The sequence below is a fragment of the Variovorax paradoxus genome (genome assembly GCA_016806145.1).
Classification (GTDB): domain Bacteria; phylum Pseudomonadota; class Gammaproteobacteria; order Burkholderiales; family Burkholderiaceae_C; genus Variovorax.
Genome location: CP063167.1, coordinates 166,201 through 182,041 on the forward strand (window position 1 = coordinate 166,201; position 15,841 = coordinate 182,041).

Consider the following 15,841-nt stretch of genomic DNA (forward strand, 5'->3'; position numbering starts at 1 on the left):
TCGCCATGTCCTCGCACTCCTCCTCCCCCACCGTCCCCGTCATCGACCCGCGCGTGCGCGTGGCGGTCGACGTCGGCGGCACCTTCACCGACATCGTGCTGCTGCGCGGCGAGCGCAAGCACACCGTGAAAGTGCTCACCACGCCGGCCGCGCCCGAACAGGCCGTGTTCGACGGCGTGGCGGAAGTGCTGCAGCAGGCCGGCGCGGCCTGGGCCGACGTCGACCTGCTGATCCTCGGCACCACGCTGGCCACCAATGCGCTGATCGAGCGCAAGGGCGCGCCCACGGCGCTGCTGACCACGCACGGCTTCCGCGACCTGGTCGAGATCGGACTGGAGGACCGCTTCGCGCAGTACGACGTGTTCCTCGACAAGCCGGCGCCGCTGGTGCCGCGCCACTGGCGCCATGGCGTGGTCGAGCGCACCGACGCGGCCGGCCGCGTGGTCACGCCGCTCGACGAGGCCCAGGTGGCCGTGCTCGCGCGCCAGCTCGTGGCCGACGGCATCGAGAGCGTGGCCGTGTGCTTCCTGCACGGCTATGCGAACCCCGTCCATGAGCGCCGCGTGCGCGAACTGCTGCGCGAACATGCGCCGCAGCTGTGGGTGTCGCTGGCTTCCGATGTCTGCCCCGAGATCCGCGAGTACGAGCGGCTCTCGACCGTCAGCGCCAATGCCTACGTGCAGCCGCAGGTGGCCGGCTACCTGCGCCGGCTGCGGGAAGGCGCGCGCGAACGCGGCCTGAAGGCCGAGCCCTTCCTCATGACCTCGGGCGGCGCCATCACCACGCTGCAGGCCGGCATCGACGAGCCGGTGCGGCTGGTCGAATCGGGCCCCGCGGGCGGCGCGGTGCTGGCGCGCCAGGTGGCCGAGCAGATCGGCGCCACGCGCGCGCTCTCGTTCGACATGGGCGGCACCACGGCCAAGATCTGCTTCATCGACGACTACCAGCCGCAGCTGAGCCGCAGCTTCGAATTCGGCCGCGTGCACCGCCACCTCAAGGGCTCGGGCCTGCCGATCCGCATCCCGGTGATCGAGATGGTGGAGATTGGCGCGGGTGGCGGCTCGATCGCGCGCGTCAACCACCTGGGCGTGGTGCAGGTCGGCCCCGACAGCGCGGGCTCCTCGCCCGGTCCGGCCGCCTACGGCCTGGGCGGCGAGCAGCCGACCGTGACCGACGCGCATGCCGCGCTCGGCGCGATCGACCCGGCGCGCTTCGCGGTCGGCAAGGTACGGCTCGATCCGCAGCGCGCGCGCGCCGCGCTGCTGCAGGGCGTGGCCGCGCAGACCGGGCTCGAGGTCGAGGCGGCCGCGCAGGCGGTGGTCGAGATCGTGACCGAGAACATGGCCAACGCGGCGCGCGTGCATGCCTCGGAACTCGGGAAGGTGGCCGAGGAGAGCACGCTGATCGCCTTCGGCGGCGCGGCGCCGCTGCATGCGGCGCTGCTGGCGCGCAAGCTCGGCATCGCGCGGCTGGTGATCCCGAACTCGGCCGGCGTGGGCTCGGCGCTGGGCTTCCTCTGGGCGCCGGTGGCCTACCAGACGGTGCGCAGCCTGCACCAGCGGCTCGACCGCATCGACCATGCGGCCGTGGGCCGGCTGCTCGACGAGCTCACCGCCACCGCCGACGACGTGGTGCTGCGCGCCGCGCCCGGCGCGCCGCTGGTGCGCCAGCGCGTGGTGTTCATGCGCTATGCGGGCCAGGGCCACGAGATCCCGGTCGAGCTGCCCGAGGGCGCGTTCGACGCGGCCGCCAGCGCCGCGCTGCACCAGCGCTTCGAGGCGCGCTATGCCGCGCTCTACGGCCGCAGCCTGCCGCACATCGCGGCCGAGGCCGTGAGCTGGTCGGTCGCGGTGGAAGCCGGCGGCCGCGCCGCGCCCGAGGCCGACGGCCTCGTGGCCGACGAAGGCCGCGCCACGGCCTCGGCCACGCGCGAGCTCTACGACGCCGAGACCGGCCGCTGGCAGGCGGTGCCGGTGTACGAGCGCGCCGCGCTGCGGCCCGGCCTGTGGATCGAGGGCCCGGCGCTGGTCGTCGAGGACGAGACGACCACGCAGCTGATCGCGGGCTTCGAGGCGCGCGTGAGCCGGCTCGGCGCGCTGGTGCTCGACGACACCACGGCCGTGCGGCACGAGGAGGAAGCGCGGGCAGCGGCGGTGGCGGCATGAGTGCTGCCAGCACCGCCAGCACCGCCAATGGGCGCCAGGCGCTGCGCCAGCAGCTCGTGTGGAGCCGCCTGCTCGCCGTGGTCGAGGAGCAGGCGCAGGCGCTGATCCGTACCGCCTTCGGCACGCCGACGCGCGAGGCCGGCGACCTGTCGGCCGGCGTGTTCCTGCCCGACGGCCGCATGGTGGCGCAGGCCGTGACCGGCACGCCGGGCCACGTCAACTCGATGGCCGACTCGGTGCTGCATTTCCTGAGCGCCTTTCCGGCCCCCACCATGCGCGACGGCGACGTGTTCGTCACCAACGATCCGTGGAAGGGCACGGGCCACCTGTTCGACGTGGTGATGGTCACGCCGGTGTTCCACGGCGGCCGGCTGGTGGCGCTGTTCGCCTCGACCGTGCACGTGGTCGATATCGGCGGCGTGAATGCCGGCCCCGACGCGCTCGAGATCTACCACGAGGGCCTGTTCCTGCCGCCGCTGCGCTTCGCGAGCGACGGCGTGCTCGACGAGTCGGTGCTGGCCATCGTGCGCGCCAACGTGCGCGAGCCCGAGCAGGTCGAGGGCGACCTGCATGCGCTGGTGGCCTGCAACGCGGTGGGCGCGACGCGACTGCAGCGGCTGCTGCGCGAGTTCGGCCTGGACGACCTGCGGGCGCAGGGCGACTACGTGATCGAGCGCTCGGCCCAGGCCATGCGCGCCGCGCTGGCCGACTGGCCGCGCGGCACCTGGCGCAACCACATGACCGTGGACGGCTACGACACGCCGGTCGAGCTGCATGCGGCGGTCACGATCTCCGACGACGGCATCCTGGTCGACTTCGCGGGCACCTCGGGCACGGTGGCGCGTGGCATCAACGTGCCCAAGGCCTACACCGATGCCTACACCTCCTTCGGCATCCGCTGCCTGATCGGCGCGGACGTGCCGAACAACGCGGGCTCGCTGGCGCCGATCCGCGTGGTCGCGCCCGAGGGCTCGATCGTCAACGCGCTGCCGCCGGCGGCCGTTGCCACGCGCGCGGCCATCGGCCAGATGCTGCCCGACCTGGTGTTCGGCGCGCTGCGCCAGGCGCGGCCCGACCGCGTGCCGGCCGAGGGCGCCTCGTCGCTGTGGAACATCCGCCTGTACGGCGGCCAGCCGATCGAGGGCGGGCCCAACGACGCGCTGCGGCGCGCGCGCCGCTTCAACATCGTGAGCTTCAGCACCGGCGGCACCGGCGCGCGGCCCGGCAAGGACGGCCTCTCGGCCACCGCCTACCCGAGCGGCGTGCGCAACGTCTCGCTCGAGATCCTCGAGACCCAGGCGCCGCTGCTGTTCCGGCGCAAGGAGTACCGGCCCGATTCGGGCGGCGCGGGCACTTCGCGCGGCGGGCTGGGCCAGGTGATCGAGGTCGAGAACGCCGACGGCGACCCGATGGTGCTGTCGGCCACCTGGGACCGCGTGCGCTTTCCGGCGCGCGGCGCGCTCGGCGGCGGCGATGGCGCGCCGGGCACCGCACGGCTCAAGCATGCGGGCACGACGCTGCGCGGCAAGGGGCGCCAGCTCGTGCCCGCCGGCGAGGTGCTGGTGGTCGAGACGCCCGGCGGTGCCGGCCTCGGCGATCCCTCGGAGCGCGATCCGGCGCTGATCGCGCGCGACCTCGAAGCCGGGCTGATCAGCCATGCGGCGGCCGCTCCTCTTTCCTCCTCTTCTTCCTTCGCCCCCGAACTTTCGGACCACCACGCATGAGTTCCACACCCAAGCCCGCGGCCCCCGCCGGCCGCCAACTGATCCGCCACCAGCTCGCCTGGAACCGCCTGCTCTCGGTGGTCGAGGAGCAGGCCCAGACGCTGATCCGCACCGCCTTCGGCACCTCCACGCGCGAGGCCGGCGACCTCTCGGCCGGCGTGTTCCTGCCCGACGGCCGCATGATCGCGCAGGCCGTGACAGGCACGCCGGGCCACGTCAACTCGATGGCCGAGTCGGTCAAGCACTTCCTGCGCCGCTTTCCGATCGAGACCATGGAAGACGGCGACGTGTTCCTCACCAACGATCCGTGGAAGGGCACCGGCCACCTGTTCGACATGACCATGGTCACGCCGGTGTTCCATGGCGAGGGCGAGGCGCGGCGCGCGGTCGCGCTGTTCGCATCCACGCTGCACGTGGTCGACATCGGCGGCATCGGCTCGAGTCCCGACGGGCTGGAGATCTACCACGAGGGCCTGTTCCTGCCGATCCTGCGCTTCGTGCGCCGCGGCACGGTCGACCCGGCGGTGCACGCCATCATCCGCGCCAACGTACGCGATCCCGAGCAGGTCGAGGGCGACCTGTTCGCGCTGGTGGCCTGCAACGAGGTCGGCGGCCGGCGGCTGCGCACCCTGCTGCGCGAGTTCGGCCTGGCCGACCTCGAGGCGCTCGGCGACTTCGTCATCGCGCGCTCGGCGCAGGCCATGCGCGAGGCGCTGGCCGAATGGCCGCGCGGCACCTGGCATCACACGCTGGTGGCCGACGGCTACGACGCGCCGATCACGCTGCAGGTGGCCGTGACCATCGGCGACGACGGCATCGACGTGGACTTCGCCGGCACCTCGGGCACGGTGGCGCGCGGCATCAACGTGCCCAAGGCCTACACCGACGCCTACACCTCCTTCGGCATCCGCTGCCTGGTGGGCGCCGACGTGCCCAACAACGCGGGCTCGCTGGCGCCGATCCGCGTCGCCGCGCCCGAGGGCTGCATCCTGCATGCACTGCATCCCGCGGCCGTGACCGCGCGCCACGTCATCGGCCAGCTGCTGCCCGACGCCGTGTTCGGCGCGCTGCGCCAGGCCCGGCCCGACCGGGTGCCGGCCGAGGGCTCGTCGTCGCTGTGGAACCTGCAGCTCGTGGGCGGCGAGGTGCTGGCCGGCACCGCGCCGGCCGATGCCGAGGCGGTGCGCCGCGGTCCGCGCTTCAACGTGATCAGCTTCAGCACCGGCGGCACCGGCGCGCGGCCCGGCAAGGACGGCCTCTCGGTCACCGCCTACCCGAGCGGCGTGCGCAACGTCTCGCTCGAGATCCTCGAGACCCAGGCGCCGCTGCTGTTCGAGCGCAAGGAGTTCCGCGTCGACTCGGGCGGTGCCGGCACGGTGCGCGGCGGCCTGGGCCAGGTGATCGAGGTGCGCCATGCACAGCCCGACGCGGCCTTCCTGATCGCCGCCGCCTTCGACCGTGTCGATCATCCGGCGCGCGGCGCGCTCGGCGGCAGCGACGGCGCGCCGGGCCGGCTGCGGCTGGCCTCGGGCCGGGCGCTGCGCGCCAAGGGGCGCCAGCTCATTCCGGCCGGCGACAAGCTGGTGGTCGAGACGCCAGGCGGCGGTGGCCTCGGCGATGCCGCACAGCGTGCCGAAGCCGCCATCGCGCGCGACCTGCGCGAAGGGCTGGTGACGGCCGCGCCGGTTCCCGCGACCGATGCCGCCGTTGCCTGATTTCTTTCCTCTTTTTCTTCTTTCCGTTCTCGCTCCTCCCACCATGTCTTCCCTGCTCCGCCCCCCGCACCTCCGCCGCGCCACCGTCGCGCTGCTGCTCGCCGCCGGCCTCGCCGCTGCCACGCAGGCCGCGCCGCCCAATCACAGCGGCACCCTGACCCTGCTGTCGACCAGCGAGCCCACCGCGCTCGTCACCATCGGCAATGTCGCCACGCCGATCCTCAGCGTCAGTGCCAAGGTCACCGAGGGCCTGCTCAAGTACGACTACGACGTCAATCCGCAGCCGCAGCTGGCGACCAAGTGGGTCATCAGCCCCGACGGCCTGACCTACACCTTCACGCTGCGCCAGGGCGTGAAGTGGCACGACGGCAAGGACTTCACCTCGGCCGACGTCGCCTACTCGATCGAGCTACTGAAGAAGATCCATCCGCGCGGCCGCAACACTTTTGCCAACCTCACGGCCATCGACACGCCCGACAAGTACACCGCGATCCTGCGGCTGTCGAAGCCCGCGCCCTACCTGATCCGCGCGCTGGTCGCGACCGAGACGCCGATCGTGCCCAAGCACGTCTACGAGGGCACCGACCCGGCGAACAACCCGAACAACAACGCGCCGATCGGCACCGGCCCGTTCAGGTTCAAGGAGTGGGTGCGCGGCAGCCACATCGTGTACGAGCGCAATCCCGAGTACTGGGACAAGCCCAAGCCCTTCATCGACCAGCTGATCGTGCGCTTCGTGACCGACCCGGCGGCAGCCGCCGTGGCCTTCGAGACCGGCACCGTCGACCTCGGCTATCGCACGCCGGTGCCGCTGGCCGATCTCGAGCGGCTCAAGAAGGTGCCCGCGCTGCGCTTCGAGACCAAGGGCAACAGCTACTCGTCGAACGTGACCCGGCTCGAGTTCAACCTCGACAACGAGTACTTCAAGAACGAGAAGGTGCGCCAGGCCGTGGCCCATGCCGTCGACCGCGGCGTGATCGTGAAGGTGGTGAACTACGGCTACGGCCAGGTCAGCTATTCGCCGATCGCGCCCGGCCTCAAGGCCTTCCACGATCCCGCGCCCTCGCCCTATGCCTTCGACCTCAAGAAGGCCAACGCCCTGCTCGACGAGGCCGGCTATCCGCGCAAGGCCGGCGGCGTGCGCTTCAGCGTGCCGCTGGACTTCAACCCGATCGGCGCCGACGGTCCGCGCCTGGCCGACTACCTGCGCTCGACCCTGGCGCGCATCGGCATCGCGGTGACTGTTCGGGCACAGGACCCGAGCGCCTTCATCAAGCGCATCTATACGGACCGAGATTTCGCGTTCACGCACAACGGGGCGAGCAATTTGTTCGATCCGACCGTGGGGGTGCAGCGGTTGTACTGGTCGAAAAACTTCATCAAGGGGGTGCCGTTCTCGAATGGCACGCACTATCAGAGTCCTGTGGTGGACAAGCTGCTCGAGGATGCGGCGGTGGAGAACGATCCTGCGCGGCGGTTGAAGCTGTTCAAGGAGTTTCAGGAGACGGTGGCGCGGGATGTGCCGGATTTGAATCTCTATCAGCCTGTGTTCATCACTATTGCTAATCAGCGGGTGCATGACCATTCGTTGACTGCGGATGGGGTGGAGTCGAATTTGGCTGATGTTTATGTGGATGAGGCTAAGAAGTAGGCTTCTGTTCTTTTTGGAGTTTTGTTCTTTTGGTTGGGCTGTCGGCCGGGTCCCGCCCCGGCGGGCGGCTCACTTTCTTTGTCTCGCCAAAGAAAGTAAGCAAAGAAAGGCGACCCCACTGTCTGCGACCCTCCGCTTCGCTACGGGCAACCTGCGGTGCTCGCGTTTCGCGGGGTCTCGCAGAACTCGCTTCGCTCAAACAGCTGCGAGCCCTGATCCGCGAAACGCTGCGCTCCTCGGCGCAGCCAGAGGGGGGCGTTCGGGCCTTTGCTTCGCTCGGCCTTGCAATGCGGTTCGGGCCATCGCTTCGCTCGGCTTCTTATTCCCTCTCCCTCTGGGAGAGGGTTAGGGTGAGGGCGCCGGGCCTCACCGAGGGTCTGACGGTATCCACCGCCCAGAGCCCTCACCCCAGCCCTCTCCCAGAGGGAGAGGGGGCAATACCAATGCCGAGCGAAGCGATGGCCTGTTAGGTACCCACGGCCGAGCGCAGCGAAGGCCCGTTGGGTATGCCAGGCCGAGCGAAGCAAAGGCCCGACCGCTCCCCTCTGGCTGTGCCGAGGAGCGCAGGAGAAAGCGGGATAAGGGCCGCAGCTGTTTGAGCGCAGCGAGTTCTGCGGACCCCCGCTTTCCCCGAGCACCGCAGGTTGCCCGCAGCGAAGCGGAGGGACACAGACAGCGGGGTCGCCTTCTTTTGCTTACTTTTCTTGGCGAGACAAGAAAAGTGAGTCGCCCGCCGGGGCGAGTCCCGGCCTACAGCCTCACCAAAGAGAAAAAACCGAAAAACCGGCCCCCCGCGCACATCAATCCGCCAATGCTTCTTCCTCGGCTAACCCAATCAACACATCGGCCGGAATCCCCATCCCCTTGTTCAAGCGCCGGATCATGTGCAGCGTCAACGGGCGCTTGCGCGCCAGCACTTCGTACACACGATTCAGCGGTCCGATAAAGGGAACGAGATCCTTCACGCCCATGCCCGACTGATCCATGCGGAACTTGATCGCCTCGATGGGGTCGGGGGGATCGATCGGGTGATGCTTCGCCTCGTAGGCCTGAACCAGCGTCACGAGCACATCGAGGCGGTCGCCTTCGGGCGTGTCCCGCTTGGCCATCATCAGGCCTTCAATCGCCGCGAGCGCGGCGCGGTAGCTGCTTTCGTTCTTGACGGGTTGAATTTCCATGACGGGCTTCTTCAAATGGTCTTCGCGTCGATCTGGTCGTACTGCGCGTGCGTGCCGATGAACCGGGTGTAGATCGTTGCATAGTCGTAGTCGATCCAGACGAAGAGCCCGGAACTTTTTCTGGAGCAGCCTCAAGCCGCCTTCCGCTGCTCCGCCCCCGGCACAGCAGCAATCAAGCTCCGCGTATACGCATGCTGCGGCCGATCCCAAATATCCTGAACCCCCCCCGTCTCCACGATCTTCCCCTTGTTCATCACCATCACCCGATCCGCGATGTACCGCACCACCGACAGATCGTGCGAGATGAACAGGTAGGACAGCCCGAAGTCCTCCTTCAGCTCCACCAGCAGGTTCAGGATCTGCGCCTGCACCGACACGTCGAGCGCCGACACCGGCTCGTCGAGCACCACCAGCGACGGCCGCAGCACGAGCGCGCGCGCGATGCCGATGCGCTGGCGCTGCCCGCCCGAGAACTCGTTGGGAAAGCGCCGCGCCGCATCGGCCGGCAGGCCCACGCGCTCGAGGATGGCGGCGATGCGGTTGCGCCGCTCGGCGCGGTCGTCCACGCCGTGCACCTTGAGCACCGACTCGAGGATGTCGAATACGCTGCGCCGCGGGTTCAGCGACGCATACGGGTCCTGGAACACCATCTGCACGCGCCGCCGCCAGGGCTTGAGCGCTTTCTCGGACAACGAAGCGATGTCGGTGCCGTCGAACACGATGCGCCCGCCCGCCGGATCCACCAGCCGCAACAGCGTGCGCGAGAGCGTGGACTTGCCGCAGCCCGATTCGCCGACCAGGCCCACGGTCTCGCCCGCGCGGATGTCGAAGGACACACCGTCGACCGCATGCAGCACGCCGCCGCCGCGCGTCGGGTAGTCGGTGCGCAGGTCCTGCACCGACAGCAGCGGTTCGCCCGCCGCGGCGCGCACGGGCAAGGCACGCACCTTCGTGTTCGGCTGCGGCACGTGCAGCGCGAAGTCGCGCACGCCGGTCGCGGGATCGAGCCGGGTCTGGATCTCGGGCAGGCGCGCATCCGCGTAATGCAGCGCGCTGCCGGCATGCAGCGAGGCGCCGAGCAGGCCGCGGGTGTAGGCATGCGACGGGGCGGCAAAGAGCTTCGAGGTCGGTGCCTCCTCGACCTTCTCGCCGCCGTACATCACGGCCACGCGGTCGGCCCACTGGGCCACCAGGCCCAGGTCGTGGGTGATCAGCAGCAGCGCCATGTCGAGCTCGCGGCGCAGGCCGTCGAGCAGCTCGAGGATCTGCGCCTGGATGGTCACGTCGAGCGCGGTGGTCGGCTCGTCGGCCACCAGCAGGCGCGGCTTGCAGGCCACGGCCATCGCGATCATCACGCGCTGGCGCTGGCCGCCCGAGAGGTTGTGCGGATGGTCGTCGATGCGCCGCTGCGGCTCGGGAATTCGCACCAGGTCGAGCAGCTCGATGGCACGCCGGCGCGCCGCGGCGGCCGAGAGCTTCTCGTGGCGGCGGAGCGTCTCCTCGATCTGCGCGCCGATGGTGTGCACCGGGTTCAGCGAGGTCATCGGCTCCTGGAAGATCATCGCGATCTCGCGCCCGCGCACCTCGCGCAGCGCGGCCGGCGACAGCGCGAGGATGTCGCGCCCGTCGAAATGGATGCTGCCGCGCAGCGCGGTGCCGGGCGCGAGCAGGCGCAGCAGCGCCAGCGCGGTGGTCGACTTGCCGCAGCCCGACTCGCCGACCAGCGCCAGCGTCTCGCCGCGCTGCAAGGTCAGGTCCAGCCCGCGCACGGCCTGGATCGGGCCGTTCGAGCCGTGGAAGAAGACATCGAGGCCGCGCACGTCCAGCAGCGGCGGCGCGATCGTCACGGGTTCGAGCGTCATCTCAACGGCACCTCAAACGCGGGTTGAAGGCATCGTTGAGGCCGTCGCCCACGAGGTTGAGCGCCAGCACGGTGAAGACGATGGCCGCCCCCGGCAGCGCCGTGAGGTACCAGGCGGTGCGCAACAACTCGCGGCCCTGGCCGATCATGCTGCCCCACGACACCGCATTGGGGTCGCCCATGCCGAGGAAGGACAGCGCCGACTCGATCAGGATCGCGCTGGCCACCAGCACCGAGGTGGTGACGATGACCGGCGGCAGCGCGTTCGGCAGCATTTCCTGGAAGATGATGCGCGCATGGCCGAAGCCCTGGCTGCGCGCGGCGAGCACGAACTCGGTCTCGCGCAGCGCGCGGAACTCGGCGCGCACCAGCCGCGCGATCACGGGCCAGGAGGCCAGGCCGATCGCGAACACGATCACCGGCACCGAGGGCTGGCCGATCGCCACCACCACGATCACGAACAGGAACGAGGGCATGGTCTGGAACAGCTCGGTGATGCGCACCAGCACGTCGTCGACCCGGCCGCCGAAGTAGCCCGCGGTGGCGCCCACGAGGATGCCGATGGCGAGGCTCAGCACGGCCGCGACCACGCCCACCGCGAGCGAGATGCGCGCGCCGTGCGCAATGCCGGCGGCCACATCGCGCCCGAGCGAGTCGCTGCCCAGCGGATAGGCCGCGTCCTGGCCGGGCCACAGCAGCGGCTGCGCGACCATGTCGAGCGGATCGCCCGGATAGAGCAGCGGCGCGAGCAGGGCCAGCACCAGCATCGCCAGCAGCAGCACCACGCCAGCCACGGCGGAGGGGTTGCGCACGAAGGCGCGCAGCGCGGCGCGGCGCGCCGAGACCGGGCGTGCGTCGACGGCGGCGACAACGACGGAAGCGGCAGGCGTCGGCGGCGCGGGCGGTTCCGCGCGGCGTGGCGCCGTTGCCGGCGCGGGCGCTTGCGCGAGGTTGGAATCGAGCAGGAAGGGAGTGGACATCGGTGAAAACGAGAAGAGCGTGAAGCGGTGCGCGCGCGGAACTCAGCGCACCTGGATGCGCGGGTCGAGCAGCGCGTGCAGCAGGTCGACCAGCATGTTGGCCACGATCACCAGCAGCGAGGACATCAGCAGCACGCCGAGCAGCACCGTGTAGTCGCGCCCGGCCACCGAGTCGAAGGCCAGCCGGCCGAGGCCGGGCCAGCTGAAGACGGTCTCGACCACCACCGCGCCGCCGAGCAGGGTGCCCAGGTGCATGCCGGCCACGGTGGTGACCGGGATCAGCGCGTTGCGCAGAACGTGGCGCATCGTGACGGTCCACGGATGCAGGCCCTTGGCCTCGGCGGTGCGCACGAAGTCCTGACGCGACACCTCGAGCATGGCCGCGCGCGTGAGCCGCGAGAAGATGGCGATGTAGAAGCCCGCGAGCGCGAGCGCCGGCAGCACCAGATGGCGCGCCACGTCGACCGCGTGCTTCAGGCCGGTGTAGCCCGCGCCGATGGTCTCGCTGCCGCCGGTGGGCAGCCAGCCCAGGTGCACCGAGAACAGCACGATCGCCATCAGCCCGAGCCAGAAGCCCGGCGTGGAGTACAGCAGCAGCGCCAGCACCGAGAGCGTGCGGTCCTGCCAGCGGCCCACGCGCGTGGCCATGATGGTGCCCAGCGCGATGCCGATGGCGAGCGCGAAGCCCAGCGCGGTGAGCATCAAGAGCAGCGTGTTGCCCAGCCGCGCGCCGATCAGCGCCACCACCGGCATGTTGTAGCGCGGCGAAACGCCGAGGCTGCCGTGCGAGAGGTTGTAGAGGTAGCTGCCGAGCTGCTGCAGCACCGGCAGGTCGAGGCCGAAGTGGGCGCGCAGTTGCGCCATGCTCTCGGCCGTGGCCGAGCCCGATTCGGCCGCCACCACGTCGGCGGCGTCGCCCGGGATCAGCTGCATCAGCACGAAGTTCAGCAGGATGACGCCGATCACGGTCGGCACGGCCTGCCAGGCCGTGCGCACCAGGGTTCGGCCGGCGCTTCGCAGGTTCATGGCGCCACCGCCGCGTCGGCCGTGGCGGGCGCGACCAGCCGGATGCCCACGTCGCCTTCGCGCTCGAGCTGGGCCACGAGGCCGATCTCCCAGTCGAGGTACTGCTGGAAGCCGGCATTGCGCGCCGCCAGGTCGGCATGCGCGTAGGGGCTGTACCAGTGGTCGTCGTCGCCGGTCAGCACGCCCTCGCCGCCCTGGCCGGTGGGCAGGCCGGCCGCGACCCAGGCCTGGGTGCCGCCCGCGAGCGCGAGCACCTCGCGCGCGCTGCCGTCGCGGGCCAGGCGCGCGATGAGCTCGGCCGCGACCGCGCCGGCCAGCACGCCGTCGGACGAGACCAGCACCACGCGCTGCGTGGCGGGCAGGCCGGCGATGAATTCCTCGAGCCGGTCGGGCACCGCGAAGCGCGCGCCCGCGACATGGCGGCGCTCGTAGGCGGCGCGGCGCTCGATGTCGAACACCGCGACGCTGCCGGCGTCCAGCGCCGATGCGAGTTCCCGCACCGCGATGCGCGGCGCGCGCGCATGCAGCGGCAGCAGCTTCACGGGCTCGGGGCCGAGCACCAGCACCGGCAGCGGCGCCGGCGCATGCACGAAGACCTCGTGGCCGCCGAGCTGCGCGAGCCAGGCCGCGGTGGTCAGCGCGCGCACGCCGTCCCAGTCGGCCAGCACGATGCGCGCGCGGCGCACGCCCACGTATTCGTCGGTGGCCTGCACCAGTTGGCCACCGGGCGCCCAGCGCCAGCCCTCGAGATGGCCGGCCTCGTACTCCTGGCGCGTGCGCACGTCGAAGCGGTAGAGCGAGCGTTCGCCGGCCTCGGCCTCGAGCCGTGCCAGGCCCGCGGCGTCGATGCGGCGCACGCCGGCGCGCCGGGCTACGTCCTCGGCCCGCGCACGCGCCTGCTCGAGGCCGGCGGCCTCGGGCTCGGGCAGCGGCGCGCTGCGGCCGTGCGACAGCGTGCGCCCGGCCAGCAGCCAGGCCATGGTTCCGTCCTTGAGCGAGACCACGGGGTTCGGGATGCCCGCGTCGATCAGCGTCTGCGCGCCGACGATGCTGCGCGTGCGGCCGGCACAGTTCACCACCACCAGCGTCTCGGGACGCGGCGCGAATTCATGGATGCGGTAGACCAGCTCGGCGCCCGGCAGGCTGTGGGCGAACGGCAGACTGAAGTCGGCGAACTCCTCGGGCGTGCGGCTGTCGACCACCACGATGTCGTCGCCGCGTTCCACGCGCTGGTGCAGCTCGTCGACCGAGATCCACGGCGTGTGCTTGCGGTGCTCGATGACCTCGCCGAAGGCCTTGCTCGGCACGTTGCTGCCGCTGAAGAGTTCATAGCCCGCCGCGGCCCAGCCCGCGGTGCCGCCGGCCAGCACCGACACGTTGCGCCAGCCCAGGCGCACCAGCTTGCCGGCGGCCTGGTGGGCCAGCGACTCGTCGGCGTCGGTCAGCACGATGCGGGTGTCGCGGCGCGGCACCAGGCGGTCGATCAAGAGCTCCAGCCGCCACAGCGGCGCCGAGGCGGCCAGCAGGATGTGGCTGCGCACGAAGACGCCGGTCTCGCGCACGTCGAGCAGCGCGATCTCCTCGCCATCGGACAGCGCGGCCTTGAGCGCCGCTGGCGCGATCGCCGGATGGCGGACGTTGCGCGGCGGCCCGAACTGCCGGTAGCTGCCGCCGGCCGTGCCTTCGAACACCACGCGATGCTCGAGCCGCTCGAGCGCGCGGCCGTAGAAGTGAAGGTGCCGGCCGTCGAGGCCGTCGACCAGCTCGATGGTGTGGACATCGGTCGGCGTCAGCACCACCGCGCTGCCCGCGGCCACGTCGACCACGCGCGTCTGCACGAGGTCGTCGCGCGCGGGATCGGCGGTCTTCTCGCGGCGATAGAGAACGTTGCGCTCGTTGCCTTCGACCCCCGCAATGATCGCCCAGGTGGTGTGGTCGTGCGGCGGCTGGGCCTTGCCGGCCAGGCCCGCCGAGAGATACAGCGCGAAACCGCCATCGGCGTCCTCGGCCAGCCGGTAGACCTGCGCGGGGCGCTCGGCATCGATCGGAAAATGGGCGGCAGGGAACAGGTCGGCGCGCCGGCCCAGCGCGATCAGTGCATCGGCCACGGGCTGCAGCCGGGCATGGCCCTCGCCGGGGCCGGCGGCCAGCAGGCTGCGCGCCTGCGCGAGAAAGGCGTCGATGGCGCGCGCGCGCTCGCTCGCGAGGTCGTTGCCCGAGGTTTCGACGGGGAGTTCGGAGAGGCTCATGGGGACTTTCGAGGGGAAGGCGGGGAAGCGGGAACACGGCCCGGGGCCGCGGTGTGGGCAGGGTATGCGGCGGACCGGGCCGGCCGAACGAAGTTTTTCTTCTACGCATATCCGGTTTGCTTCGTTGGACGCGCGCGCGCCCGCGCCTACGGTCGGCGCATCCTCGAACGAGACACCCCATGACCTCCCTGCCCTTCCCGACCCGCGGCGCCCGCCGCGCCCTGCTGCGCGCCACCTTGGCCGCGCCCGTCCTGCTCGCCGCCCTCACGGCGTCCGCCCGCGCCGCCACCGACGAGGCGGCCGGTTTTCCCTCGAAGCCGGTCCACATCGTGGTGCCCGTGGCCGCCGGCGGCAGCGCCGACAAGCTCACCCGCCTGATCGCCGAGCGCCTGACCGAGCGCTGGGGCCAGTCGGTGGTGGTCGAGAACCTCGGCGGCGCCAGCGGCACCATCGGCGCCGCGCGCGTGGCCAAGTCGCCGGCCGACGGCTACACGCTGCTGCAGCAGGGCGAAGGCCTGACGCTCAACGGCATCCTGTTCGACCGCCTGCCCTACGACGGCCAGAAGGCCTTCACGCCGGTGATCAAGGCGGTGGTCAACCCGCAGATCCTGGTGGTCAATCCGAAGACCGGCATCGGCGACTTCCGCGCCTACCTCGCGCGCGCCAAGGCGCGGCCGCACTCGATCAGCCTGGGCCTGCCGGGCAACGGCGGCATCGCCCACGTGGCGCACGAGATGATCGGCCAGGAGACAGGCGCGCAGGTCAACTACATCCCCTACTCGGGCGGCGGGCCGGCCACGCTCGACGTGCTCGCGGGCCATGTCGACGCCACGCTGATCACGCTGGCCGCCGTGACCGACCACGTGCGCGCCGGCAAGCTGCGCGCGCTCGCGGTCACCACCGACTACCGCTCGGGCGCTTTGCCCGAGGTGCCGACCATGGCCGAGGCCGGGCTGCCGGGCTTCGCGGTCGAGAGCTGGCAGGGCTATTTCGCGCCGGCCGGCACGCCGCCGGCCGTGGTCGCGAAGATCAACCGCGACATCCAGGCCGTGATCGCCGCGCCCGAGACGCGCGCCAAGCTCGAGGACATGGGCTTCAAGGTGACCGGCGGCTCGCCGGCCGACCTGGGGCGCACGCTGGCGGCGGAGCGGATCCGCTATGCGAAGACCATTCAGACGGCGGGGATCTCGCTGCGCTGAAATAAATAAAAAACGGACAGCCGGACGCAGAGGACGCGAAGGATTCGCGAAGAGCGCGAAAAAAGAAATTCGAAGTTTCTTCTTCTGGCTTCC

Annotated in this window: 11 protein-coding genes; 5 read left to right on the forward strand and 6 right to left on the reverse strand. The window is 71.0% G+C overall.

Annotated elements, in window-relative coordinates:
* Positions 1-5 precede the first annotated feature (5 nt).
* The 4 genes from INQ48_31745 to INQ48_31760 are packed head-to-tail and all read left to right on the forward strand — an operon-like array spanning position 6 to position 7,255.
* Positions 6-2,165, forward strand: a complete 2,160-nt coding sequence (locus tag INQ48_31745; GenBank protein QRF62134.1) for a hydantoinase/oxoprolinase family protein — start codon at positions 6-8, stop codon at positions 2,163-2,165.
* Positions 2,162-3,889 (forward strand): hydantoinase B/oxoprolinase family protein, encoded by a 1,728-nt coding sequence (locus tag INQ48_31750; GenBank protein ID QRF62135.1) that lies wholly within the window; start codon positions 2,162-2,164, stop codon positions 3,887-3,889. Before INQ48_31745 ends, INQ48_31750 begins: the two co-directional genes overlap by 4 nt.
* Complete coding sequence (locus INQ48_31755) at positions 3,886-5,604, forward strand: hydantoinase B/oxoprolinase family protein (protein ID QRF62136.1); 1,719 nt, start codon at positions 3,886-3,888, stop codon at positions 5,602-5,604. Before INQ48_31750 ends, INQ48_31755 begins: the two co-directional genes overlap by 4 nt.
* A 43-nt stretch (positions 5,605-5,647) precedes the next feature.
* Positions 5,648-7,255, forward strand: coding sequence for an ABC transporter substrate-binding protein (locus INQ48_31760; GenBank protein QRF62137.1), 1,608 nt, complete (start codon positions 5,648-5,650; stop codon positions 7,253-7,255).
* 800 nt (positions 7,256-8,055) lie between these two features.
* Here INQ48_31760 and INQ48_31765 read toward each other — a convergent pair.
* From INQ48_31765 to INQ48_31790, 6 genes are all read right to left on the reverse strand, one after another.
* Positions 8,056-8,433, reverse strand: coding sequence for a transcriptional regulator (locus INQ48_31765; GenBank protein ID QRF62138.1), 378 nt, complete (start codon positions 8,431-8,433; stop codon positions 8,056-8,058).
* Between the two features lie 11 nt (positions 8,434-8,444).
* A complete protein-coding gene (locus tag INQ48_31770) occupies positions 8,445-8,528 on the reverse strand; it encodes a type II toxin-antitoxin system HigB family toxin (GenBank protein ID QRF63035.1) in 84 nt (27 codons plus the stop codon).
* A 36-nt stretch (positions 8,529-8,564) separates the two neighbouring features.
* Positions 8,565-10,295, reverse strand: a complete 1,731-nt coding sequence (locus tag INQ48_31775; protein QRF62139.1) for an ABC transporter ATP-binding protein — start codon at positions 10,293-10,295, stop codon at positions 8,565-8,567.
* 1 nt (position 10,296) lies between these two features.
* Entirely contained in the window at positions 10,297-11,118 is an 822-nt protein-coding gene (locus tag INQ48_31780) for an ABC transporter permease (GenBank protein ID QRF63036.1), read from the reverse strand.
* Positions 11,119-11,316: 198 nt separating this feature from the next.
* Complete coding sequence (locus INQ48_31785; protein QRF62140.1) at positions 11,317-12,300, reverse strand: ABC transporter permease; 984 nt, start codon at positions 12,298-12,300, stop codon at positions 11,317-11,319.
* Entirely contained in the window at positions 12,297-14,549 is a 2,253-nt protein-coding gene (locus INQ48_31790; GenBank protein ID QRF62141.1) for a sulfurtransferase, read from the reverse strand. Before INQ48_31790 ends, INQ48_31785 begins: the two co-directional genes overlap by 4 nt.
* A gap of 179 nt (positions 14,550-14,728) precedes the next feature.
* Here INQ48_31790 and INQ48_31795 point away from each other — a divergent pair, with 179 nt between their 5' ends.
* Positions 14,729-15,748 carry a tripartite tricarboxylate transporter substrate binding protein gene (locus INQ48_31795; GenBank protein QRF62142.1) on the forward strand — a complete coding sequence of 340 codons (1,020 nt, stop codon included), beginning with the start codon at positions 14,729-14,731 and terminating at the stop codon, positions 15,746-15,748.
* Positions 15,749-15,841 lie beyond the last annotated feature (93 nt).